Consider the following 22,694-nt stretch of genomic DNA (forward strand, 5'->3'; position numbering starts at 1 on the left):
GTGGCGCTGACGCTTACCCGACCTACACGGTCCCGTAGGCCGGGTAAGGCGAAGCCGCCACCCGGCACAGCGGCTTAAGGTTTCGCCACAAACCCAATCGCTTCATACACCGCTTTCAGGGTTTCGGACGCGCGCGCGCTGGCTTTTTCCGCCCCCTCTTTCATCACTTTCTGCAGGAAAGCTTCGTCGTTACGGTAGCGGTGATAACGCTCCTGCAGCTCGGTCAGCATGCCGGAAACGGCATCTGCCACTTCGCCTTTCAGGTGGCCGTACATCTTGCCTTCGAAGTGTTTTTCCAGCTCAGGGATGCTCTGGCCGGTGACGCCCGAGAGGATATCCAGCAGGTTGGAGACGCCCGCTTTGTTCTGCACGTCGTAGCGCACGACTGGCGGCTCGTCGGAATCGGTCACCGCGCGCTTGAGTTTTTTCACCACCGATTTCGGATCTTCCAGCAGGCCGATAACGTTGTTGCGGTTATCGTCAGACTTGGACATCTTCTTGGTCGGCTCCAGCAGCGACATTACGCGTGCGCCGGACTTCGGAATAAATGGCTCTGGTACTTTAAACACATCGCCGTAGAGCGCGTTGAAGCGCTGGGCGATATCGCGGCTCAGCTCCAGGTGCTGCTTCTGGTCTTCGCCGACAGGAACCTGGTTTGTCTGGTACAGCAGAATGTCTGCCGCCATCAGTACCGGATAGTCAAACAGGCCGGCGTTGATGTTTTCAGAGTAGCGCGCGGATTTATCCTTGAACTGCGTCATGCGGCTCAGCTCGCCAAAATAGGTGTAGCAGTTCAGCGCCCAGCCCAGCTGCGCGTGCTCCGGCACGTGAGACTGAACGAAGATGGTGCTCTTCTCTGGATCGATGCCACAGGCAAGATACAGCGCCAGGGTGTCCAGCGTGGCTTTGCGCAGCTTCTCAGGATCCTGACGGGCGGTAATCGCATGGAGATCGACGATGCAGTAAATGCAATGGTAGTCATCCTGCATGCTGACCCACTGACGTAACGCGCCCATGTAGTTACCAATGGTCAATTCACCTGAAGGCTGTGCGCCACTAAAAACGATGGGCTTAGTCATTGTTCAATTCCTGATGTTCACTGTGCGAAAGCCCGAGTGCGGGCAACAAATCTTTGAAGTGGTCGAAAACGACGTCCGGCTCACTCAGCGTAATGGCCTCACCGTAGTTGTAGCCATAGGTTAACCCCACGGAAGGACACCCGGCCGCGCGGGCAGCCAGAATATCATTGCGGGAATCGCCGACAAAGAGCAGCTCCGCAGGCGTTAAGGATAATTTTCCTGCCACCAGCAGCAGCGGTTCCGGATGGGGCTTTTTGTTCTGCACGTCGTCGCCGCCCACAATCACGGAGAAATACTTCGCGATATTGAGCGCTTCCAGCAGCGGTGCGACAAACGGCGTGGGTTTGTTGGTCACCAGACCCAGCGGGATGCCCTTCGCGTGCAGCGCGCTCAGCGTTTCCTGAACGTCAGGGAACAGGAAGCTGCCCTCCTCGACGGTCTCTTCATAGAAACGATCGAACAGTTTGCGCAGAATACGCAGCTGCTCTTCCTGCGGGATGTCCGCGTGATCGACGCTCGGTTTTCCCTGGGCGGAACGCTGCGACGCACGCTCCTGACGCGCCCACGTCAACGCGCGCGCCATCAGAACATCGGCGCCGTTGCCAATCCACGTGACGACACGCTCTTCACCCGCAACGGGGAGTTCAAGTGCATACAGCGCCTGGTCGACGGCGCTCGTTAAGCCCGGCGCGCTGTCAACCAGCGTGCCGTCGAGGTCGAATGCCACACCCCGAATAGCCTGTAATTTATCCATGACTTACCTTCGCCAGCTCGCGGCGCATTTCATCAATGACTTTTTTGTAATCCGGTTGGTCGAAAATGGCAGAACCAGCAACGAACATATCCGCGCCTGCCGCCGCAATTTCACCAATGTTATTCACTTTCACGCCGCCGTCTACTTCCAGACGAATGTCGTAGCCTGACTCGTCGATACGACGGCGGACTTCACGCAGCTTATCCAGCGTGTGAGGAATGAATGACTGGCCGCCAAAACCGGGGTTAACGGACATCAGCAGGATCACGTCCAGCTTGTCCATGACATAGTCGAGATAGCTCAGCGGCGTGGCCGGGTTAAACACCAGACCCGCTTTACAGCCGTTCTCTTTGATCAGCTGCAGCGTGCGATCCACATGTTCAGAGGCTTCCGGATGGAAGGTGATGATGCTGGCACCCGCCGCGGCGAAGTCAGGCACGATGCGATCAACCGGTTTCACCATCAGGTGAACGTCGATCGGGGCGGTAATGCCATAGTTACGCAGCGCCTTGAGCACCATCGGACCGATGGTCAGGTTAGGAACGTAGTGGTTATCCATCACGTCGAAATGGACGACATCCGCGCCAGCCGCCAGTGCGTTGGCGGTATCTTCACCCAGGCGGGCAAAATCGGCCGACAGAATTGAGGGAGCAATCAAAAACTGTTTCATCCGCTTCTCCTTGAAATGTGTTTACCGGCGGGCAAAACGGCTCAGGGGCGATAAAGAGCCAGGAGTTCGTCCACCTTTTTACGTGTGCCGCCGTTGCTGCTAATGCTACGCCGCACCTTAACCTGAAAATGCTTCGCGGCTTTGTACCATTCGCGCGTATCAGGCGTGTCGTGATTCGAAATTAACACCGGAATTCTTTTGCTGACCAGCTTTTCCGCCATCTCCGCCAGACGCGCCTGCTCGGCAGGGCTGAAGCTGTTGGTGTGGTAGGCGGTGAAGTTCGCCGTCGCAGACAGCGGCGCGTATGGGGGGTCACAGTAAACCACCGAATTGACGCCTGCCAGTTCCATACACTCTTCATAGGAGAGGCAATGAAACTCCGCGTTCTGCGCTTTTTCAGCAAAGTGATAAAGCTCGTCCTGTGGGAAATACGGGCGCTTGTAGCGACCAAACGGCACGTTAAATTCCCCGCGCAGGTTATACCGGCACAGGCCGTTGTAACCATGACGATTGAGATAGAGGAACAGCAGGGCTCTGCGGAACGGATCCTGGCTCTGGTTAAACTCCGCGCGGAACTGGTAGTAAACGTCCGGGTTATTGTTCTCGGGCGTAAACAGCTTGCGCGCCTCTGCAACATACTCATCGGTACGGAGCTTAACGATGTTATAGAGGCTGATAAGGTCGCTGTTGATATCCGCCAGGATATAACGAGAAAAATCGGTGTTGAGGAACACCGATCCCGCACCCACGAAAGGTTCGATAAGACACTCGCCTTCAGGCAGGTGCTTTTTAATATCATCGAGCAGGGGGTATTTCCCCCCTGCCCATTTCAGAAAAGCGCGATTTTTTTTCATGCTGACTAACTGATTACACCTTCTCCGGCTGTGGAGAAAGCTCCGACAGCATCCTGCGCTTTAAACATTACTTCAGATCGGCCTGAACCTGATGAATCGGCTTCGCCCATGGGTTCTTCGCCTGAACGTCAGCTGGCAGCGCCGCTACGGCACGTTTTGCTTCATCTTTTGACGAATAAACACCACTCACCAGCACATACCACGGCTGACCGTTACGGGTCGTCTGATAAACAACATAGTTTTTCAGATTTGATTTCTTCGCCCAGCTGTTGAGGTTGTCGTAGTTAGACGAACTGCTCAGCTGCAGCGTGTAGTTGCTGGAAGGCGCAGACTTCAGCGAACCGACGTTACCTGCCGTTTTACCTGCCGCGCTGCTGGAGGCGGTTGCCGTCGCGGCTGGTGCCGCTGTGGCAGCCGGTGCCGTGGTGGTCGCCGTGGCTTTCGGCGCAGTCTGCGTGACGGGCGCTTTAGCAGGCTCGCTCACCGCAGCCGTTTCCGTGCGTTTCGGCTGGGCCGGTACGGCTTTCACTTCAGGCGCTTTTACCACTGCCTGAGGTTTGGTTTCACGCTTAGGCTCAATCACTGCCTGCTTACGTTCAGGACGTGTTGTAGTCTGCGTCTGGTGCGGTTTGGTTTCCGTCGCGGCCGTTTGCGGCTGAGCGTTACCGCCGCGAATCGGGGCAACGGTTGCAGGTTCAGTTGGCAGCGTAGAGTTAACCACGACGTTATCAACCTGCTGCTGGTTCTGCGGCTGCGTCAGCGCATTGTTCAGGTCTCCCTGAACTTCCACACGCTGCTGACCTTCTGGCGCAGCAGGTGCCTGACCCTGAGCTGGGGTTGAAGAAACGGGCGGCAGAGAAACATCCTGCGGCGCTGTGGTGTTACCGGCGGTCTGCTCTGCGGAAGTAGCACCCGGCGCTGGCTGTGCGCCATTCGCCTGATTGGACGCATCGTTACCGGAAAGGTTGATGCTCTTCTCAGCGGAAGCCGTTTGCTCGGTTGAGTTCGTTGACGGTGCTTTAAGCGCGGAGCCAATGCCGACAATCAGCAGCACAAGCACCAGAACGCCAAGGCCCATCATAATGTACTGGCGGGACGCCGGTTTTGGCGCAGCGGCTTTTTTACGTTTACGCGGGCGACGCTCTACAGGCTGTTCGTCCATTGAATCTTCTTCGGACTCATAATCCTCTTCTGCTCGCTCTTCGTGCGCGTTGCGGCTGCGCGAAGGGCGACGATCGTCTGCATCCAGATCAACATCGTCAAAGTTGATCTGCGGCTCGTTATCACGTTCTGAAGATTGACGAGAACGACCAGTACGACGATCGCTGGGATCGGGTTTCAGCTCGTCTTCTGGTTTGAATTCATCCATTTAACACCCCACTCAAAGGCTTATGCCAACGACTTTGCATTTCACCTGAAGCTAAACGACCACCTGCGACAGTGGCCTGACCTTTCTAGTTGTTACGCCTGCTGACAGTCAGCGATAGCGCCAAGAACGACATCGTGCGGCACTCCGCCGCGCACTTCACTCTTCCCTATTGCAAGCGGGAGTACAAGACGCATCTCACCTGCCAATACTTTTTTATCGCGCATCATGTGGGGTAAATACGCTTGCGCCGACATCTCCTGCGGCCCGTTCACCGGCAAACCTGTACGCTCAAGCAGCGCAATGATACGTGCCGTCTCTTCCGGTTTGAACTGCCCAAGGCGTTCAGAGGTGCGGGCAGCCATCACCATGCCGGCCGCGACGGCTTCACCGTGCAGCCAGTTGCCGTAACCCATTTCGGCTTCAATCGCGTGACCAAACGTATGCCCAAGATTCAGTAAAGCACGTAAGCCCGTTTCACGCTCGTCTGCGGCTACAACTTCTGCTTTCAGCTCACAGCAACGACGAATGCAGTATGCCAGTTTTGCCTCATCGAGGCCCAGCAGCGCATCCATATTCTCTTCAAGCCAGTTAAAGAACTCGCCGTCCAGAATAATGCCGTATTTGATCACTTCCGCCAGACCCGAAGCCAGTTCGCGCTTCGGCAGGGTTTTCAGACAGTCGAGATCCACCACCACCGATGCGGGCTGATAGAACGCGCCAATCATGTTTTTGCCGAGCGGATGGTTCACTGCCGTTTTGCCACCCACAGAGGAGTCGACCTGGGACAGCAGCGTGGTAGGGATTTGAATAAAGCGGACACCACGCTGATAGCTTGCGGCCGCAAAGCCGGTCAGATCGCCCACAACACCGCCGCCCAGGGCAAGCAGTGTTGTATCGCGACCATGCGGTTTTTGCAGCAATGCGGTAAAGACGGTATCCAGTACCGTCAGGCTTTTATACTGCTCGCCATCGGGGAGAATCACACTGTCGACTTTTACGCCCGCCTGCTCAAGCAGGTGGCGTACGCGGTCGAGATAAAGCGGAGCCAGCGTCTCGTTGGTGACCAGCATCGCCTGATCACCCGCTTTCAGTGGTAAAAAGGAAGCTGGGTCGTTAAACAAACCAGCCGCGATGGTGATAGGGTAACTACGTTCCCCGAGAGTAACTGTAATCCTCTCCATGACGCGACATCCACCTTTAATGCTATTACCCGCAGGCGAGTGTATATAAAGCCAGAATCAGTTGCTTTCCAGCATATGAATAATCTGGTTTGCAACCACTTTAGCGCTCTGGTCGTCGGTACGAATGGTCACATCGGCAATCTCTTCATACAGCGGATTGCGTTCATCGGCCAACGCTTCCAGAACTTCGCGTGGTGGCGTTTCAACCTGCAGCAGCGGGCGCTTTTTATCGCGCTGCGTACGTGCCAGCTGTTTCTCAATGGTCGTCTCAAGATAGACCACTACGCCACGGGCGGAGAGACGGTTGCGGGTTTCGCGAGATTTCACAGAGCCGCCGCCTGTTGCCAGAACGATGCCCTGTTTTTCCGTGAGTTCGTTGATCACTTTTTCTTCTCGGTCACGGAAACCTTCTTCGCCTTCTACGTCGAAAACCCAGCCCACATCAGCTCCGGTTCGTTTCTCAATCTCTTGATCAGAATCGTAAAATTCCATATTGAGTTGTTGAGCTAACTGACGCCCAATAGTGCTTTTGCCGGCACCCATAGGCCCAACCAGAAAGATATTGCGTTTCTCTGCCATTTTATCGGTACTACTAAGACTATTCGTTAATGGTAATCCCCGCTTCGCAGACACCCGGCGTAGCAGGACATGAACTGAAACCTCATATGCAATAGAGCGAGAGTCAGACTAAAAATTATCTCAATACTCCGGCTTGTTTGGCAACTGATTAAATCACCGCGCCGGGCGCATAAGGTAATAAGACGTAAGTCCAACTCAAATCGGTACTCCTTGTATGCTAATTCATGCCCCACGTCAAACATCTGCAACAAACTGAATGCAAAATCATTGCGGGGATCGTTATCCGTCAGCGAATACCGACCAGACGTGGTGTAATAAACACCACTAATTCACGCCGTTCGTTGTCTTTCCCGTCATGACGAAAAAGCGATCCAACCCAGGGGATGCTTCCCAGACCGGGTACGCTGTCACTGCCGGTTTTGTTCTTCTGGGAAAAAATTCCGCCCAACGCCAGCGTTTCTCCACTTTTTACCTCCACCTGGGTTTCTATCTCCTGCTTATCGATAGCCAGCGTTTCGCCATCGGCCTGCTGCAGAACCTGTCCCGGCATATTTTCGCTGATGTGTAATTTCAGGCGCACGCGTCCTCCCGGCAATACTACCGGTGTGACCTCCATTCCGAGTACCGCCTCTTTAAACTCAACGGAGGTGGCGCCGCTTTCCCCGCTTGAGACCTGATACGGAATTTCGCTGCCCTGCTTAATGCTGGCAGGTTGCATATGCGAGGCCAACAGCCGCGGGCTGGCAATAATATCGACCTGCTGTTTTTGCTCCAGCGCTGAAAGTTCCAGATCAAGCAACCTGCCGTTAATCCGACCGATATTAAACCCCACGTGGCTGGTGGCGCTGGCGACGGAAAGATCGCTGCCCAGCGTCGTCAGTTGTCCCACCTTGCCCGCGTCGGTAGCGTCGGCGAGATTCCACTTCACCCCCAGCTCGCGCAGGCTTTTTTCGTTGATGGTCACAATATGCGCCGCCAGTTCGACCTGCTCGACGGGAATATCCATCTCGGCGGCCCAGCGCTGCAGCGTATCCACCGCAGCCTGGTTATCCCGAATCAGCAGGCGGTTAGTACGCGTGTCGACGGATAAGCTCCCCTTTGGGCTCAGGAGTTTTTCCGCGGCTTTTTGCAGCTCCCCGGCATCCGCATAAGAAAAGGGAATGCCCTGAGTGACCAGCGGGGCATCAAGCTGTCGACGCGCCTGTTCCTGTTCTGAACGCTCCCGCTGTTCACGCTGCCAGGCCGCGGTATGCACATAAAAAATACCGCCCTCCTCGCGCAAGACGAGTCCGGCGCTGGAGACGACCGTTCGTAACGCCTGCCTCCAGGGAACGCGCGTCAGGTTAAGCGAAAGCGTACCGCTGACATCAGGCGATACCACCAGATTACGGTTCTCCTGTGCGACCAGGGCCTGTAACACCTGGACCACAGGCACGTCATCCACCACCAGCGTGACCGGTTTTGGCGCGGCGGCCCACAGCGGTTGGCTGAACGCCAGCAGCCACAGCATTATCCGTAAATTCATTTTTGTCCGTTCCTTCTCGTTGCCACGTCCATTTTCCCGGGTCACAGGTGTCACCCACATCAACCGCCAGCTCCGCTGCATTGACGGCGGTTATCCTCCAGCCAGCCGGGAAGCGCTCATGCATTTTCAGCCGGTACCAGCGCTTTTGCCCATCCTGTAAAATGCCGATAGTCTCCTGCCCTTCCACCATGCCGCGAAAGCGCCACTGCGCCAGCTCGCCAATGGCGCAAGGATCGTCCGGAGGACGAAACGGATCGCGCATACCGGTCAATAGCAGCACTGAGCAAACCAGCAAACATCGCGCGCTATTTCGCATGTTCCAGCTCCAGCTGCAGGCGCAACGCCGTACCTTGTGGCGCAATCGCGAAAGCGGCGATCTGCACATCCTGCTGTGCCAGACGGGAAAAAAGTTCCGGAATGGCCTGCCACTCCGTATCCAGCGTCAGTTCCCCTCCATTCTGCAGCGGCTTCCAGTGAACCAGCGTCGTCTCATCGTTCTGAAAATCGAGCGGGGAGAATGGTGCCAGCTCCCTTGTCTTTGCAGCGTCCGGAAGAAACAGCCCCTTTCTGACAACAGGCCATAACGATGCATTAGTGCTTACATTCTCAATCAGCTGGCGTTGTTGTTCAGCACACTGCCTGTCTACCGGTCTGAGCAACGCGCCCCACGCGACCAGCCCTGCCAGGAGACTCCCCAGGCACCAGCAGAGTACCCGATGCCAGGGACGGCTTTCGCACCAGCGTTCTAACAAGGTATTCACGCGTTACCCCTCACTTTTGAGATGAAGCGTAAACATCCAGTGCCCCCGGCTATCCTGACGAAGCTCGCCCGGCGTCCCGGGCGTAAAGCCCGCGAGTTGTCCCAGCCCATCGCGCAGGGCAGAGAGGGCCGGCAGGGTGATGGCGTAACCGGTCAAAATCAGCGCAGGCGGCTGATAGCGCAGCTCTGTCAGCCAGACCTGTGAAGGAATGGCGCGGGAAAGGGAGGCCAGCACCGGTTGCCATGCGCGTCGTTGCCTGGTTTGCGCGGGTAGCTGCGCCTGTGCGGCCAGTTTTTGCCGGGCGACCAGCGCGTGCTGCACGGACTGCATTCCCGTCAGATCCGTTTGCAGCGCGCGCAGTTTCACGAACTGGTTCATCCGCAGACAAACAATGACTACGAACATCAACAGTACTGTGCCGATACACATTGCGCCCCAGAAGCGCAGGCATCGCGCGCGCCGCTGCTGTCGCCAGGGCAGAAAATTCAGGATGCTCATCCGGGCACCTCGCTCATGGCCAACGCCAGCGCGACGGTATAATCAGCCCCGCATTCCGGCAGCGGAGCATGGCAGCGTTCCAGGATTTCCCACGGATCACGTCGGCAATCAAACAGCGCGATGTCATCCGGACCAAGCGCCAGCAGCGCCGCCAGCTCGGCCACATTTTCTGCTTCGGTAGTTAAGCGGCGTCCCCACTGGTGGCGCATCGCCCAGAGCCACTGACGATCGTCCCGCCAGGCAACGCACTGCGCCGGCGCCACTGCGGGAAGAAGATTCGTCAGCGCGCTGGCATCCGGGGTAATGGTCACCAGCCGCAAACGCAGCGTTTTCGCCAGCGCCAGAAGGGTATCGACCTCGTTGTTTTGTGCGGCCGTCACGTGGAAGGTATTGCTGAAGGTATCCTGCGCGTAATCGAAACAGAGGGTATCGGCAGACATCTCCAGTTCGCGGGCGAGCGCGCTACCCAGCCATGAGAGCTGCTCGCTGTCGCGCAGCGCAACGGTCGGGCGGGGAAGCGACCGCTGCAGGGTACGTGCTGCCGGGAAAGAGAGGAACACCCGATGGGCGTGCGGCAGCGTTTTTCGCCAGTCGCGCAACGCATCAACCAGCTGTTCTGGCTGACAAATTTTGCCGTCACGAATGATGCCTTCGCCCAGCGGGATTGCCCACCAGCGCCGCAGACGCCAGCCGGACTTATCCCGGTCCAGCGCCACGATCAGCACCCTATCCTGTTGAATATGAACGCCCGTTTGCCATGTTTTGAAGGCCATGCTTCACGATCTCCTTATCGCCCGTCGCCCTGACGGCTATATCAATGAATCAGGCTTGCCTTTATACTACCGCGCGATTGTTTAGAAACTGCCCAAGTAAAACCAAATGGGAAATCTCCGGTGAAGTTCGTAAAGTATTTATTCATCCTTGCAGTCTGTTGCATTCTGCTGGGAGCAGGCTCGATTTACGGTTTGTACAAATATATTGAGCCACAGCTACCTGATGTCGCCACGCTTCGCGATGTGCGTCTCCAGATCCCGATGCAGGTCTATAGCGCCGATGGCGAGCTCATGGCGCAGTATGGCGAGAAGCGTCGTATCCCGCTGACCTTAAACCAAATTCCACCCGTGATGGTGAAAGCCTTTATCGCCACGGAGGACAGCCGTTTTTACGAGCACCACGGTGTCGATCCGGTGGGGATTTTCCGTGCCGCGAGCATTGCGTTGTTCTCTGGTCACGCCTCTCAGGGGGCGAGTACCATTACGCAGCAGCTGGCGCGTAACTTCTTCCTCAGCCCTGAAAAGACGCTGACGCGTAAGATCAAAGAGGTGTTCCTTGCGATCCGTATTGAGCAGTTGCTGAGCAAAGACGAGATCCTTGAGCTGTACCTCAATAAAATCTACCTGGGCTACCGTGCCTATGGCGTGGGGGCGGCCGCGCAGGTGTACTTCGGTAAGCCTGTTGAGCAACTCACCTTAAGCGAAATGGCCACCATCGCCGGTCTGCCAAAAGCGCCGTCCACGTTTAACCCGCTCTACTCGCTCGACCGCGCCACCGCGCGTCGTAACGTCGTCCTGTCACGTATGCTGAGCGAAGGCTATATCAGCCAGAGCGAGTATGACCAGGCGCGCAACGACGTCATTGACGCTAACTACCACGCCCCGGAGATCGCCTTCTCAGCGCCTTACCTGACCGAAATGGTTCGCCAGGAGATGGTGAATCGCTATGGCGACAAGGCCTATGAAGATGGCTATCGCGTGTACACCACCGTCACCCGTAAAGTGCAGCAGGCGGCGCAGGACGCGGTACGCAACAACGTGATGGACTACGATATGCGTCACGGCTATCGCGGCCCCTCAAACGTGCTCTGGAAGGTGGGCGAAAGCGCGTGGGACAGCAAAAAAATCACCAGTACGCTGAGAGCGCTGCCTACCTACGGTCCGCTCCTTCCTGCGGTGGTGACGCAGGCCGATCCTCAGGAAGCCGTTGCAACGCTCGCGGACGGTACGTCCGTCTCCCTGCGCATGGACGGTATCCGTTGGGCGCGTCCGTACCGCTCGGATACCCTGCAGGGCGCCACGCCGCGTAAAGTGACCGATGCGGTGCAGACCGGGCAGCAAATCTGGGTGCGCAAGGTTGGCGAATCCTGGTGGCTGGCGCAGGTGCCGGACGTCAACTCGGCCCTGGTTTCTATCAATCCGCAGAACGGTGCTGTACTGGCCCTGGTCGGCGGGTTCGATTTCAACCAGAGCAAATTTAACCGCGCCACCCAGGCGCTGCGTCAGGTCGGTTCCAATATCAAACCGTTCCTCTACACGGCCGCGATGGATAAGGGCCTGACCCTCGCCAGCATCCTCAACGACGTGCCAATCTCCCGCTGGGATGCGGGGGCGGGTTCCGACTGGCAGCCGAAAAACTCCCCTGCGGAATATGCCGGCCCGATTCGTCTTCGTCAGGGTCTGGGACAGTCGAAAAACGTGGTGATGGTGCGTGCCATGCGCGCCATGGGCGTCGACTATGCCGCAGAGTATCTGCAGCGCTTCGGTTTCCCGGCGCAGAACATCGTTCGCACCGAGTCGCTGGCGTTAGGCTCAGCCTCCTTTACGCCGCTTCAGGTCGCGCGTGGATACTCGGTGATGGCCAACGGCGGCTTCCTGATTGACCCGTACTTCATCAGCAAGATCGAGAACGATCAGGGCGGCGTGCTGTTCGAGGCGAAGCCGAAAATTGCCTGCCCTGACTGCGATATTCCGGTCATTTATGGCAATACGCCGAAATCTGAAGTACTTGAAAACAAGGACATGGAAGACCCTGCCGTGTCGCAGGAGCAGCAGAGCGGCGTGGTGCCGCAGCCGCAGCTCGAGCAGGCGAACCAGGCGCTGGTGGCGCAGACCGGCGCGCAGGAATACGCCCCGCATGTGATCAACACGCCGCTGTCTTTCCTGATCAAAAGCGCGCTGAACACCAACATCTTCGGTGAGCCAGGCTGGCAGGGTACCGGCTGGCGCGCAGGACGCGATCTGCAGCGCCATGATATCGGCGGTAAAACGGGGACAACCAACAGCTCGAAAGACGCGTGGTTCTCCGGTTACGGTCCGGGCGTGGTGACCTCGGTCTGGATCGGCTTCGACGATCACCGCCGCGATTTAGGGCGTACCACGGCCTCCGGCGCGATTAAAGATCAGATTTCCGGCTACGAAGGCGGCGCGAAGAGCGCGCAGCCAGCCTGGGACGCCTACATGAAGGCCGTTCTTGAAGGCGTGCCGGAGCAGCCGCTGACGCCACCGCCTGGCGTGGTGACGGTCAATATCGACCGCAGCACGGGCCAGCTCGCCAACGGCGGTAATAGTCGCGAGGAGTATTTCATCGAGGGCACACAGCCAACCACGCAGGCGGTGCATGAGGTGGGTACAGAGATTATCGATAACGGCGAAACGCACGAGCTGTTCTAAATGTAAAAATGCCCGGTCAAAACCGGGCAACACAGCGTAGGCCGGGTCAGGCGAAGCCGCCACCCGGCTTTTTTTATGGCCTACAGCCGCCCCTGCCCCTTCAGCCACTCCCGTACCAGGAACAGCGCGCTCACGTTGCGAGCCTCATTAAAGTCAGGGTCTTCCAGGAGGTCCATCAGATGCGCCAGCGGCCAGCGAACCTGCGGCAGCGGCTCCGGCTCATCCCCTTCCAGCGATTCAGGATAGAGATCTTCAGCCACCACGATATTCATTTTGCTGGAAAAATAGGACGGCGCCATGCTCAGTTTTTTCAGGAATGAAAGCTCATTCGCCCCGAACCCCACCTCTTCTTTCAGCTCGCGGTTTGCCGCTTCAAAGACGGTTTCGCCCGGGTCGATCAGCCCTTTCGAGAACCCAAGCTCGTAAGATTCCGTTCCCACAGCGTATTCGCGGATCAAAATCAGATGATCGTCGACAATCGGCACAATCATCACCGCTTCGCGCGACGAGGGGCGCATACGTTCATAAACGCGACGCACACCGTTGCTGAACTCCAGATCCACACTTTCGACATTAAACAGGCGCGATTTGGCGACTGTTTCAACATTCAGAATGGTGGGTTTTTGTAGTGGTTTGCTCATCGTGATGGGTCTTAGCAGTGAGAACTGGCGTTATTGTGCGATACGCCGCACGGTTTCGGCAATGTCAATCGTTCTTTATTTACATTTATGCAACGTAGCAGGGATCAATCCTCAATTCAAAACAAATGTCAAGAGGTTGAAATGTTTCCAGGAATTTGCTGATATCGCGCCATAACAGGCTTTGCTATCATCACCGGTCACTGGGATGCGCTTCAGAATGCTCAAGTTCGACTCCATACTTGCCGATAGCCAGCCACAGACTCTCATTCAATGTAAAGGTGCTACTGACTACACCTGTAAGAAGATAAGTAAGATGGGGAAAGCATGAGCACCATTTTGATTGTTCTCGCTGCTATGCTGGCCGGCGCATTGGTTGCAGGGTGGTTGTACAGGCGCCGCATACAGCGCCGTTATCGCCTGCCTTTTTTAACTGCATTTGCGGGCGCGACCACGCGTAAACTCACGCAAGACGAGCGCGATGCGGTTGAAAACTATCTCGAAATCCTGAACCGTACTCAGCTCACGCCTGGGCCAACGGGTGCCACCGCTGCGCCCGTGGCGTTAAAGCTTAATGCGCAGAGTGATACCGTGCTCTGCGTGACGCGCTCCATCACGCGCTATGGCATCACGACTGATGACCCCAACAAGTGGCGCTATTACCTTGATTCCGTCGAAGTGCATCTCCCTCCGTCCTGGGAGCAATACATTAATGACGAAAACAGCGTTGAGCTGATTCACACCGATTCATTGCCCCTGGTTATCTCGCTTAACGGTCACACGCTGAATGAATATCTTCAGGAAGCTCCGCGTTTTGCGCTGGAGCGCGCCAGTTCGACGCAGGCTTCTATTCGTGGCGAAGAGACAGAGCAGATTGAACTGCTGAACATTCGTCAGGAGACGCATGAAGAGTACGCCCTGAGCCGCCCGGACGGCATTCGTGAAGCCCTGCTGATCGTCGCCGCCTTCCTGCTCTTTTTTTTCTGCCTGCTGACGCCGGATGTGTTTGTCCCCTGGCTGGCGGGCGGTGCGGTGCTGCTGCTGGCGGGCGGACTTTGGGGGCTCTTTGCTCCACCGGCCAAAACCTCGTTGCGCGAGATCCACTGCCTGCGCGGGACGCCAAAGCGCTGGGGTCTGTTCGGTGAAAACGATCAGGAACACCTCAACAATATCTCGCTCGGGATTATTGACCTGATTTACCCGCGCCACTGGCAACCGTGGATCGCGCAGGATTTAGGCCAGAAAACCGATATTGATATCTACCTTGACCGCCACGTTGTGCGTCAGGGGCGCTTCTTATCCCTGCATGATGAAGTGAAAAATTTCCCGCTTCAGCACTGGCTTCGCAGCACGGTCATTGCCGGGGGCGCGGCGCTGGTCTTAGTCATGCTGCTGCTTTTCGTGCCGCTGGATATGCCCATCAAATTCACCCTGTCGTGGATCAAAGGGGCGCAAACCATTGAAGCGACCAGCGTCAACAAACTGGATGAAGCCGGTGTGCGCGTGGGGGACACGCTGCGCCTGAAGGGAACCGGGATGTGTAATATTCACACCCCAGGGGCATGGAACACGCGCCAGAACTCGCCGTTCATGCCTTTCGATTGCTCGCAAATTATCTGGAACGACGCACCGCCGCTGCCGCTGCCGGAATCCGAAGTGGTGAATAAAGCCACGGCGCTTACCCAGACGGTTAACCGCCAGCTGCACCCGAAACCGGACGATGATTCACGCGTTAGTCCCGCACTGCGTTCGGCCATTCAAAAATCAGGCATGGTTCTGCTGGATGATTTTGGTGACATCGTTCTGAAAACGCAGGATCTCTGTTCTTCGCAGGATGAGTGCATACGTCTTAAAAATGCCCTGGTCAACCTGGGGAACAGTAAAGACTGGGACTCGCTGGTAAAGCGCGCCGAAGCGGGACGACTGGATGGCGTCAACGTGCTGCTGCGTCCGGTGAGTGCTGAATCGCTGGATAACCTGGTCGCCACCTCCACATCACCGTTTATGATGCGCGAAACCACCCGGGCGGCTCAGGCGCTGAACAGCCCGGCACCGGGAGGCTTTGTGATTGCAAGCGATGAAGGCAGCGACCTGGTCGATCAGCCTTACCCACAGGTTGCGCTTTATGACTACCCGGCGCAGGAGCAGTGGAGCCAGTTCCAGCGCCTGGCGCAGATGCTAATGCAAACGCCGTTCAGCGCAGAAGGGATTGTCACGAGTGTTTATACCGACGCCAACGGCACGCGCCATATCGGCCTGCACCGGATGCCGGATAGCGCAGGTTTATGGCGCTACATCGGCACCTCTCTGCTGATGACCGCGATGCTGATCGCCATTTTCTGGAACGGCTTTATGGCCCTGCGACGCTACCAGCGCTCGCGCACCCGGCTTGCAGAGATCCAGCAATATTATGAAAATTGCCTCAATCCTAAGCTGATCCCCTCCTCTGAGAGCCTGATCTGATAACGTCGTTGCGCGACAAGATGTGCTACCCTGTCGCGCACGATTCTTCTGGCTGGAGTTCCCCCCTATGCATCTTGATATCGACTGGCAGCAGGTCGACACCGTTCTGCTGGATATGGACGGCACGCTGCTCGATCTCGCCTTTGATAACTATTTCTGGCAAACGCTGGTGCCGGAAACCTATGGCGAGCAGCAGGGAATCTCCCCGGCAGAAGCGCAGGCATTCATTCGTTCGCAATATAGCGCCGTGCAACATACGCTAAACTGGTACTGTCTGGACTACTGGAGCGAACGCCTCGGTCTGGATATTTGTGCCATGACCACCGCCCAGGGCCCGCGAGCAGTACTGCGCGAGGATACGGTTCCGTTCCTGGATGCGCTGAAAGCAAGCGGCAAACGCCGTATTTTGCTGACAAATGCGCATCCCCATAACCTGGCCGTGAAGCTGGAGCATACGGGTCTGGCATCACACCTTGATTTATTACTTTCCACCCACACATTTGGTTATCCGAAAGAGGATCAGCGGTTGTGGCATGCGGTGAAGGAAGAGACGGGCTTGCAGCCGGAACGTACGCTGTTCATTGACGACAGCGAGCCCATTCTGGATTCCGCGGCAAGGTTTGGCATTCGCTATTGTCTGGGCGTCACCAATCCTGACTCTGGCCTGGCTGAAAAAAGCTATCTGCGCCACCCGGGACTGAACGACTACCGCCAGATGATCCCCTCACTGACCGTGAAGGAGAGGCCATGAAAGAAAAACCCTCTGACGGGGTAAGACTGGACAAATGGCTATGGGCGGCGCGTTTTTATAAAACGCGCGCCCTTGCCCGCGAGATGATTGACGGCGGAAAAGTGCATTACAACGGCCAGCGCAGCAAACCAAGCAAGCTGGTTGAGTTGAATGCCACCTTAACGCTGCGTCAGGGCAACGATGAACGTACGGTAGTGATTAAAGCCATTACCGAACAACGACGGCCCGCCCCGGAAGCCGTCCTGCTTTATGAAGAGACGGCGGAAAGCATTGAAAAGCGCGAGAAGACCGCGCTGGCGCGCAAAATGAATGCGCTGACCATGCCCCACCCGGACCGGCGACCGGATAAAAAAGAGCGCCGCGATCTGATGAAATTTAAACACGGTGAGAGCGAGTAACCCTCACCCGCACGAGAGATGAAAATGGCCCAACACGACCAATTACACCGCTATCTGTTTGAACAATTCGCCGTGCGCGGCGAGCTGGTCACCGTATCCGAAACCTGGAAACAGATTCTGGAAAACCACAACTACCCGCTGCCGGTGAAGACCCTGTTGGGCGAACTGCTGGTTGCCACCAGCCTGCTGACCGCAACGCTGAAGTTTGCCGGCGATATCACCGTGCAGCTGCAGGGTGACGGCCCAATGTCGCTGGCGGTGATCAACGGCAATAACCAGCAGCAGATGCGCGGCGTGGCGCGCGTTCAGGGCGACGTGCCTGAAAATGCTGACCTCAAAACGCTGGTAGGTAATGGCTACCTGGTGATCACCATCTCCCCGGAGGAAGGTGAACGCTATCAGGGCGTGGTCGGTCTGGAAGGCGATACCCTGGCAGCCTGCCTGGAAGATTACTTCATGCGTTCTGAACAGCTGCCGACGCGTCTCTTCATCCGCACCGGTGAAGTGGACGGCCAGCCAGCTGCTGGCGGGATGCTGCTGCAGGTTCTGCCTGCGCAGGACGCGCAGACCAATGATTTTGAGCACCTGGCGACGCTGACCGAAACCATCAAGGCGGAAGAGCTGTTCAACCTGTCGGCGACCGACGTGCTGTGGCGTCTGTACCACGAAGAAGAAGTGACCGTCTACGACCCGCAGTCCGTTGAGTTTAAGTGCACCTGCTCCCGCGAGCGCTGCGCTGGCGCACTGAAAACCCTGCCGGATGAAGAGATCGACAGCATCATGGCGGAAGACGGCGAAATTGATATGCACTGTGACTACTGCGGTACGCACTATGTGTTCAATTCGATGGATATCGCTGAGATCCGCAACAACGCCTCCCCGGCGGATCCGCAGGTTCACTAAACTTCTTTCCCCTCACCCTCTTCCGTTTGGGAAGAGGGCTGGGTTAAGGGGCAAAAAACACCCCCCAAGCTGAATCGTTTTCCCAATGTAACTCTTACGTAATTTTCTTATGTGTATGCGATTACATTCACATTCTTTCCGATAAAATCACCAGCCTTTAACCTTTTCGGAACATTTTCCCCAACAAAAAAGCGATTCCTGCGATAATCCGCCTGCGCTGTGACTGGAGTCGCAGCGTTTTCCGTTAGTAAGGGTTTTGTCCAGATGCGTGAATCTATGAGCCCCGTCGCGGTAAACAACCTCAGAAAAACCCTACAATTTCAGGCAGTACATATTGGCTAAGGAGCAGTGATATGCGTGTTACTGGTTTAACCCCGCAAGATCTCAAGGCTTATGGTATTCACGACGTCCAGGAAGTCGTCTACAACCCCGACTACGATACGCTGTATCAGGAAGAGCTCAATCCAGCACTGGAAGGATACGAGCGCGGTGTGTTGACGAATCTTGGTGCTATCGCCGTCGATACCGGTATTTTTACCGGTCGTTCGCCGAAAGATAAGTATATCGTCCGAGACGAAACCACCCGCGATACGCTGTGGTGGGCTGACAAGGGCAAAGGGAAGAACGACAACAAACCGCTCTCTCCGGAAACCTGGCAGCACCTGAAAGGGCTCGTCACCCATCAACTTTCCGGCAAGCGTTTGTTTATTGTCGACGCTTTCTGCGGCGCTAACGCCGACACCCGTCTCTCCGTACGTTTTATAACCGAAGTGGCCTGGCAGGCGCATTTCGTGAAAAACATGTTTATTCGTCCAACCGACGAAGAGCTGCAGGACTTCACCCCTGATTTCATCGTGATGAACGGCGCGAAATGTACCAACCCACAGTGGAAAGAGCAGGGTCTGAACTCCGAAAACTTTGTTGCCTTCAACCTGACCGAGCGTATCCAGCTGATCGGCGGTACCTGGTATGGCGGCGAAATGAAGAAAGGGATGTTCTCGGTCATGAACTACCTGCTGCCGCTGCGGGGCATTGCCTCCATGCACTGCTCGGCTAACGTCGGTGAAAAAGGCGACGTGGCGGTCTTCTTCGGCCTGTCCGGCACCGGGAAAACCACCCTGTCTACCGATCCAAAACGTCGCCTGATTGGCGATGACGAACACGGCTGGGATGACGACGGCGTATTCAACTTTGAAGGCGGCTGCTACGCGAAGACCATTCGCCTGTCTGAAGAGGCCGAGCCGGATATCTTCCACGCGATCCGTCGCGATGCGCTGCTGGAAAACGTCACCGTGCGTGCCGACGGCTCCATCGACTTCGACGATGCGTCGAAAACGGAAAACACCCGCGTCTCTTATCCGATCTACCACATCGACAACATCGTGAAGCCGGTGTCAAAAGCGGGTCATGCCACGAAGGTTATTTTCCTGACGGCGGATGCGTTTGGCGTGCTGCCGCCGGTGTCTCGCCTGACGGCCAGCCAGACGCAGTACCACTTCCTCTCCGGTTTCACCGCCAAGCTGGCGGGTACCGAGCGCGGCGTGACGGAGCCAACCCCAACCTTCTCCGCCTGTTTCGGCGCAGCCTTCCTGTCGCTGCACCCGACGCAGTACGCTGAAGTGCTGGTGAAACGCATGCAGGCATCCGGCGCGCAGGCATACCTGGTGAACACCGGCTGGAACGGCACCGGCAAACGTATCTCCATCAAAGATACCCGCGCCATTATCGACGCTATTCTGGATGGTTCTCTGGACGACGCCGAAACCTTCACGCTGCCGATGTTTGACCTGGCGATCCCAACGTCGCTGCCGGGTGTGGATACGCATATCCTCGACCCGCGCAATACGTACGGTTCGCCGGAGCAGTGGCGCGAGAAAGCGGAATCGCTGGCGAAGCTGTTTATCGAGAACTTCGAGAAGTATACCGATACCCCGGCGGGTGCTGCGCTGGTGAGCGCGGGTCCAAAACTGTAGCCCATGTCGGGTGGCGGCTTCGCCTTACCCGACCTGCAAAAAAGGGTGGCTCGTGCCACCCTTTTTTCAACTCTCTTTCACCTGCCCCCGCGTGACCGGAACCGGCAACCAGGCGCGAATGCTCAACCCGCCCCGCTCGCTGGTACCAATCTCCAGCAACCCGTTATGGTTATCCACAATACGCTGCACAATCGCCAGGCCTAAGCCCGTACCGCTGGTGCTGCGTGCGCTGTCGCCACGCACAAACGGCTGGAACAGATGCTTACGCTGCTCGGGTTTAATGCCCGGGCCGTCGTCTTCCACCTGGAACCAGGCGCGGTTGAGCTCAGACCCGCTGCTGACCTTAATCCAGCCGTTGCCGTAGCGCGCCGCGTTGACCACCATGTTCGCCACCGCGCGCTTAATGGAGAGCGGGTGCATACGAACCTGAATTTCACCGGCCTGAAGGTCAGTATCAATTTCACGCTCGTAGCCGCTTTCTGCCGCCACCACTTCACCCAGCACCGCGTTCAGGTCCGCCATTTCCATCGGCATCTCCTGGCCGGTGCGCAGGTAGTCGATGAACTGCTCGATGATGGCGTTGCACTCTTCGATGTCCTTGTTGATGGACTCGGCGAGATAACCGTCCTCTTCCCCCATCATCTCCGTCGCCAGACGAATACGCGTCAGAGGGGTGCGCAGGTCATGGCTCACGCCCGCCATCAGCAGCGTACGGTCATCCGCCAGCTGCTTCACGCCTGCCGCCATATGGTTAAACGCACGCGTCACCGAGCGGACTTCCGAGGCGCCATACTCGCGCAGCGGAGGAGGAATAATGCCTTTACCGACCTGCAGCGCAGCGTGCTCCAGGTCGACCAGCGGTCGGTTTTGTATTCGGATAAACAGCCAGGCTCCGCCTATCGCCAGCAGCATAATCGCCAGGGTATAGCGGAACAGCGGCGAGAAATCGCCCTGATGGATCTCGGTCAGCGGGACGCGCACCCAGATGTTGGGTGACAGCCAGGTTTTCAGCCAGACAACGGGCGAGCTTTTGTTGACCTCGACGCGCACTTCCGTCGGGCCACCCAGCTGCTGCGCCATCTGCTGGCTGAGAAATTCGTAGTGCTGCGCCCAGCGCAGACCCGCGTCTTCCGCCGCTTCATTCGAATAGAGCGAGATGCCCAGTTCACGGTAGATTTCACGACGAAACGCCGGGGGAACAACCAGCTGCGTGCCGTCCTCCAGCTGCAGCTTATCGGTCATCAGCATACGCACTTCGTAGGCCAGGACCTTATTAAACTGCTGGAGGCTCGGCAGGATCGCAAAGTTCAGCACCACCAGGTAGGTCGTCACCAGGCTGACGAACAGCAGGGTGACGATCAGTAACAGGGTGCGGGCAAACGAGCTTCGCGGCGAGAAGCGCATTCGCCTCATGCTTTAGAGCCGTCCGGGACGAACACGTAGCCCAGACCCCACACGGTCTGAATATAACGAGGATGCGCCGGATCTTCTTCCACCATGCGGCGCAGACGGGAGATCTGCACGTCGATGGAGCGTTCCATTGCGGAGTATTCGCGACCGCGCGCCAGGTTCATCAGCTTGTCGCGGGAGAGCGGCTCACGCGGGTGGCTAACCAGCGCTTTCAGCACCGCGAACTCGCCGCTGGTGAGCGGCATTGGCTCGTCTTCACGGAACATTTCGCGCGTGCCGAGGTTCAGCTTGAACTTGCCGAAGGCAATAACGGCTTCTTCCTGCGACGGTGCGCCCGGCAGCTCGTTCGCCTGACGGCGCAGCACGGCGCGAATGCGCGCCAGCAGTTCACGCGGGTTAAACGGTTTTGGAATGTAGTCGTCGGCGCCGATTTCGAGGCCCACGATACGGTCAACTTCTTCGCCCTTCGCCGTTACCATAATGATCGGCATCGGGTTGCTCTGGCTGCGCAGACGGCGGCAGATAGAGAGCCCGTCTTCGCCTGGCAGCATCAGGTCGAGAACCATCAGATGGAAAGATTCACGGGTCAACAGACGATCCATTTGCTCAGCGTTCGCGACGCTGCGAACCTGGAAGCCCTGCTCGGTCAGATAACGCTCCAGCAGCGCACGCAGGCGCATGTCGTCATCCACGACCAGAATTTTATAGTTTTCTTGCATTGTGTGTACTCCCAAAGGTTCGGATAGTCTTTGTAACAGCGTATTCTAAAAAAGTGCACGTATTCGACCAGTTAATTCTGGTATAAATTCTAGTCGAAATTGTTACAAAGCATATTTAACAGCAGCTTATCTTTTCATTTCACCATATAAATTATTATTAATCCTGTCTGTTACACTGTGTGGTACGTATTGTGCGCAAAACAGAGAACCGGCAGCAAAGGCAGCACCATGAAAACGCCCCTGATCACCCGCGAAGGGTACGAGAAGCTCAAAAAAGAGATGGATTTCCTCTGGCGCGAAGAGCGTCCTGAGGTGACCAAAAAGGTGACCTGGGCCGCGAGCCTGGGCGATCGCAGCGAAAACGCTGACTACCAGTACAACAAGAAGCGGCTGCGCGAAATTGACCGCCGTGTACGCTATCTGACGAAGTGCCTTGAGAACCTGAAAATCGTCGATTACTCCCCGCAGCAGGAGGGCAAAGTCTTTTTCGGCGCGTGGGTGGAGATTGAAAACGACGACGGTGACACCCTGCGTTTTCGCATCGTCGGCTACGATGAAATTTTTGGTCGTAAGGATTACATCTCCATCGACTCCCCGATGGCCCGCGCGCTGCTGAAAAAGGAAGTGGGCGATCTGGCCGTCGTGCAAACCCCAGCCGGTGAAGCCAGCTGGTACGTTAATGAGATCGTCTACGTAAAATAGTCCGAGAGCGCCCTCCCCGGC

The 22,694-nt window shown here is 56.8% G+C and carries 22 protein-coding genes; 7 read left to right on the forward strand and 15 right to left on the reverse strand.

The window, feature by feature from the left end; translation table 11 throughout:
* Positions 1-74: 74 nt before the first annotated feature.
* The 12 genes from trpS to pilM form a co-directional block, all read right to left on the reverse strand.
* Positions 75-1,079: a tryptophan--tRNA ligase gene (gene trpS / locus ACEPLT_RS20790; RefSeq protein ID WP_023298773.1), complete on the reverse strand. Its 1,005-nt coding sequence runs from the start codon at positions 1,077-1,079 to the stop codon at positions 75-77.
* A complete protein-coding gene (gph, locus tag ACEPLT_RS20795; protein WP_023326223.1) occupies positions 1,072-1,833 on the reverse strand; it encodes a phosphoglycolate phosphatase in 762 nt (253 codons plus the stop codon). The genes trpS and gph overlap by 8 nt, the downstream gene beginning before the upstream one ends.
* Positions 1,826-2,503 (reverse strand): ribulose-phosphate 3-epimerase, encoded by a 678-nt coding sequence (gene rpe, locus ACEPLT_RS20800; protein WP_008503032.1) that lies wholly within the window; start codon positions 2,501-2,503, stop codon positions 1,826-1,828. Before rpe ends, gph begins: the two co-directional genes overlap by 8 nt.
* A 41-nt stretch (positions 2,504-2,544) precedes the next feature.
* Positions 2,545-3,357: an adenine-specific DNA-methyltransferase gene (gene dam, locus ACEPLT_RS20805; protein WP_008503033.1), complete on the reverse strand. Its 813-nt coding sequence runs from the start codon at positions 3,355-3,357 to the stop codon at positions 2,545-2,547.
* A 67-nt stretch (positions 3,358-3,424) separates the two neighbouring features.
* Complete coding sequence (gene damX / locus ACEPLT_RS20810) at positions 3,425-4,726, reverse strand: cell division protein DamX (protein ID WP_032675573.1); 1,302 nt, start codon at positions 4,724-4,726, stop codon at positions 3,425-3,427.
* Positions 4,727-4,818: 92 nt separating this feature from the next.
* Positions 4,819-5,907: a 3-dehydroquinate synthase gene (gene aroB, locus ACEPLT_RS20815; protein ID WP_008503035.1), complete on the reverse strand. Its 1,089-nt coding sequence runs from the start codon at positions 5,905-5,907 to the stop codon at positions 4,819-4,821.
* A 57-nt stretch (positions 5,908-5,964) separates the two neighbouring features.
* Entirely contained in the window at positions 5,965-6,486 is a 522-nt protein-coding gene (aroK, locus tag ACEPLT_RS20820) for a shikimate kinase AroK (protein ID WP_003861630.1), read from the reverse strand.
* Positions 6,487-6,772: 286 nt separating this feature from the next.
* A complete protein-coding gene (gene hofQ, locus ACEPLT_RS20825; protein ID WP_032675574.1) occupies positions 6,773-8,011 on the reverse strand; it encodes a DNA uptake porin HofQ in 1,239 nt (412 codons plus the stop codon).
* A complete protein-coding gene (locus tag ACEPLT_RS20830; RefSeq protein WP_371876917.1) occupies positions 7,923-8,291 on the reverse strand; it encodes a HofP DNA utilization family protein in 369 nt (122 codons plus the stop codon). Before ACEPLT_RS20830 ends, hofQ begins: the two co-directional genes overlap by 89 nt.
* Before the next feature lie 25 nt (positions 8,292-8,316).
* Positions 8,317-8,772 carry a HofO family protein gene (locus ACEPLT_RS20835; protein ID WP_032675576.1) on the reverse strand — a complete coding sequence of 152 codons (456 nt, stop codon included), beginning with the start codon at positions 8,770-8,772 and terminating at the stop codon, positions 8,317-8,319.
* 3 nt (positions 8,773-8,775) lie between these two features.
* The gene (locus ACEPLT_RS20840; protein ID WP_032675577.1) at positions 8,776-9,270 is read right to left on the reverse strand and encodes a PilN domain-containing protein; all 495 of its coding nucleotides are present in this window, start codon (positions 9,268-9,270) and stop codon (positions 8,776-8,778) included.
* Positions 9,267-10,043, reverse strand: a complete 777-nt coding sequence (pilM, locus tag ACEPLT_RS20845; protein ID WP_032675578.1) for a pilus assembly protein PilM — start codon at positions 10,041-10,043, stop codon at positions 9,267-9,269. Before pilM ends, ACEPLT_RS20840 begins: the two co-directional genes overlap by 4 nt.
* Positions 10,044-10,163: 120 nt before the next feature.
* On the opposite strand from pilM, the gene mrcA reads away from it, so the two are divergent.
* Complete coding sequence (gene mrcA, locus ACEPLT_RS20850; protein ID WP_032675579.1) at positions 10,164-12,716, forward strand: peptidoglycan glycosyltransferase/peptidoglycan DD-transpeptidase MrcA; 2,553 nt, start codon at positions 10,164-10,166, stop codon at positions 12,714-12,716.
* 80 nt (positions 12,717-12,796) lie between these two features.
* On the opposite strand, the gene nudE is transcribed toward mrcA, so the two are convergent.
* Positions 12,797-13,357 (reverse strand): ADP compounds hydrolase NudE, encoded by a 561-nt coding sequence (gene nudE, locus ACEPLT_RS20855; protein ID WP_008503041.1) that lies wholly within the window; start codon positions 13,355-13,357, stop codon positions 12,797-12,799.
* Between the two features lie 324 nt (positions 13,358-13,681).
* Here nudE and ACEPLT_RS20860 point away from each other — a divergent pair, with 324 nt between their 5' ends.
* The 5 genes from ACEPLT_RS20860 to pckA all read left to right on the forward strand — a co-directional run bounded on the left by ACEPLT_RS20860 (position 13,682) and on the right by pckA (position 19,842).
* Positions 13,682-15,817 (forward strand): intracellular growth attenuator family protein, encoded by a 2,136-nt coding sequence (locus ACEPLT_RS20860; protein WP_008503042.1) that lies wholly within the window; start codon positions 13,682-13,684, stop codon positions 15,815-15,817.
* Between the two features lie 67 nt (positions 15,818-15,884).
* Complete coding sequence (gene yrfG / locus ACEPLT_RS20865; protein WP_008503043.1) at positions 15,885-16,568, forward strand: GMP/IMP nucleotidase; 684 nt, start codon at positions 15,885-15,887, stop codon at positions 16,566-16,568.
* Positions 16,565-16,966, forward strand: a complete 402-nt coding sequence (gene hslR / locus ACEPLT_RS20870; protein WP_008503044.1) for a ribosome-associated heat shock protein Hsp15 — start codon at positions 16,565-16,567, stop codon at positions 16,964-16,966. The genes yrfG and hslR overlap by 4 nt, the downstream gene beginning before the upstream one ends.
* An 18-nt stretch (positions 16,967-16,984) precedes the next feature.
* Positions 16,985-17,869: an Hsp33 family molecular chaperone HslO gene (hslO, locus tag ACEPLT_RS20875; protein ID WP_161958630.1), complete on the forward strand. Its 885-nt coding sequence runs from the start codon at positions 16,985-16,987 to the stop codon at positions 17,867-17,869.
* Between the two features lie 353 nt (positions 17,870-18,222).
* Positions 18,223-19,842 carry a phosphoenolpyruvate carboxykinase (ATP) gene (gene pckA, locus ACEPLT_RS20880; protein ID WP_021242192.1) on the forward strand — a complete coding sequence of 540 codons (1,620 nt, stop codon included), beginning with the start codon at positions 18,223-18,225 and terminating at the stop codon, positions 19,840-19,842.
* A 66-nt stretch (positions 19,843-19,908) separates the two neighbouring features.
* Here the strand turns inward: pckA and envZ are convergent, their stop codons facing one another.
* Both envZ and ompR read right to left on the reverse strand, forming a co-directional pair.
* The gene (envZ, locus tag ACEPLT_RS20885) at positions 19,909-21,255 is read right to left on the reverse strand and encodes a two-component system sensor histidine kinase EnvZ (RefSeq protein WP_008503047.1); all 1,347 of its coding nucleotides are present in this window, start codon (positions 21,253-21,255) and stop codon (positions 19,909-19,911) included.
* Positions 21,252-21,971, reverse strand: coding sequence for an osmolarity response regulator transcription factor OmpR (ompR, locus tag ACEPLT_RS20890; RefSeq protein ID WP_001157751.1), 720 nt, complete (start codon positions 21,969-21,971; stop codon positions 21,252-21,254). Before ompR ends, envZ begins: the two co-directional genes overlap by 4 nt.
* Positions 21,972-22,199: 228 nt before the next feature.
* Between ompR and greB the strand changes: the two genes are divergently transcribed.
* A complete protein-coding gene (gene greB / locus ACEPLT_RS20895) occupies positions 22,200-22,673 on the forward strand; it encodes a transcription elongation factor GreB (RefSeq protein WP_008503048.1) in 474 nt (157 codons plus the stop codon).
* Positions 22,674-22,694 lie beyond the last annotated feature (21 nt).

Source organism: Enterobacter sp. fkY84-1 (genome assembly GCF_052974705.1).

What these genes read in the sequence shown, in the direction of transcription:
- envZ (WP_008503047.1), bottom strand. Translation starts at nt 21,255, where the DNA reads ATGAGGCGAATGCGCTTCTCGCCGCGAAGCTCGTTTGCCCGCACCCTG.
- pckA (WP_021242192.1), top strand. Translation starts at nt 18,223, where the DNA reads ATGCGTGTTACTGGTTTAACCCCGCAAGATCTCAAGGCTTATGGTATT.
- hofQ (WP_032675574.1), bottom strand. Translation starts at nt 8,011, where the DNA reads ATGAATTTACGGATAATGCTGTGGCTGCTGGCGTTCAGCCAACCGCTG.
- rpe (WP_008503032.1), bottom strand. Translation starts at nt 2,503, where the DNA reads ATGAAACAGTTTTTGATTGCTCCCTCAATTCTGTCGGCCGATTTTGCC.
- pilM (WP_032675578.1), bottom strand. Translation starts at nt 10,043, where the DNA reads ATGGCCTTCAAAACATGGCAAACGGGCGTTCATATTCAACAGGATAGG.
- hslR (WP_008503044.1), top strand. Translation starts at nt 16,565, where the DNA reads ATGAAAGAAAAACCCTCTGACGGGGTAAGACTGGACAAATGGCTATGG.
- ACEPLT_RS20860 (WP_008503042.1), top strand. Translation starts at nt 13,682, where the DNA reads ATGAGCACCATTTTGATTGTTCTCGCTGCTATGCTGGCCGGCGCATTG.
- hslO (WP_161958630.1), top strand. Translation starts at nt 16,985, where the DNA reads ATGAAAATGGCCCAACACGACCAATTACACCGCTATCTGTTTGAACAA.
- damX (WP_032675573.1), bottom strand. Translation starts at nt 4,726, where the DNA reads ATGGATGAATTCAAACCAGAAGACGAGCTGAAACCCGATCCCAGCGAT.
- gph (WP_023326223.1), bottom strand. Translation starts at nt 1,833, where the DNA reads ATGGATAAATTACAGGCTATTCGGGGTGTGGCATTCGACCTCGACGGC.
- greB (WP_008503048.1), top strand. Translation starts at nt 22,200, where the DNA reads ATGAAAACGCCCCTGATCACCCGCGAAGGGTACGAGAAGCTCAAAAAA.
- yrfG (WP_008503043.1), top strand. Translation starts at nt 15,885, where the DNA reads ATGCATCTTGATATCGACTGGCAGCAGGTCGACACCGTTCTGCTGGAT.
- trpS (WP_023298773.1), bottom strand. Translation starts at nt 1,079, where the DNA reads ATGACTAAGCCCATCGTTTTTAGTGGCGCACAGCCTTCAGGTGAATTG.
- nudE (WP_008503041.1), bottom strand. Translation starts at nt 13,357, where the DNA reads ATGAGCAAACCACTACAAAAACCCACCATTCTGAATGTTGAAACAGTC.
- ompR (WP_001157751.1), bottom strand. Translation starts at nt 21,971, where the DNA reads ATGCAAGAAAACTATAAAATTCTGGTCGTGGATGACGACATGCGCCTG.
- aroB (WP_008503035.1), bottom strand. Translation starts at nt 5,907, where the DNA reads ATGGAGAGGATTACAGTTACTCTCGGGGAACGTAGTTACCCTATCACC.
- aroK (WP_003861630.1), bottom strand. Translation starts at nt 6,486, where the DNA reads ATGGCAGAGAAACGCAATATCTTTCTGGTTGGGCCTATGGGTGCCGGC.
- dam (WP_008503033.1), bottom strand. Translation starts at nt 3,357, where the DNA reads ATGAAAAAAAATCGCGCTTTTCTGAAATGGGCAGGGGGGAAATACCCC.
- ACEPLT_RS20840 (WP_032675577.1), bottom strand. Translation starts at nt 9,270, where the DNA reads ATGAGCATCCTGAATTTTCTGCCCTGGCGACAGCAGCGGCGCGCGCGA.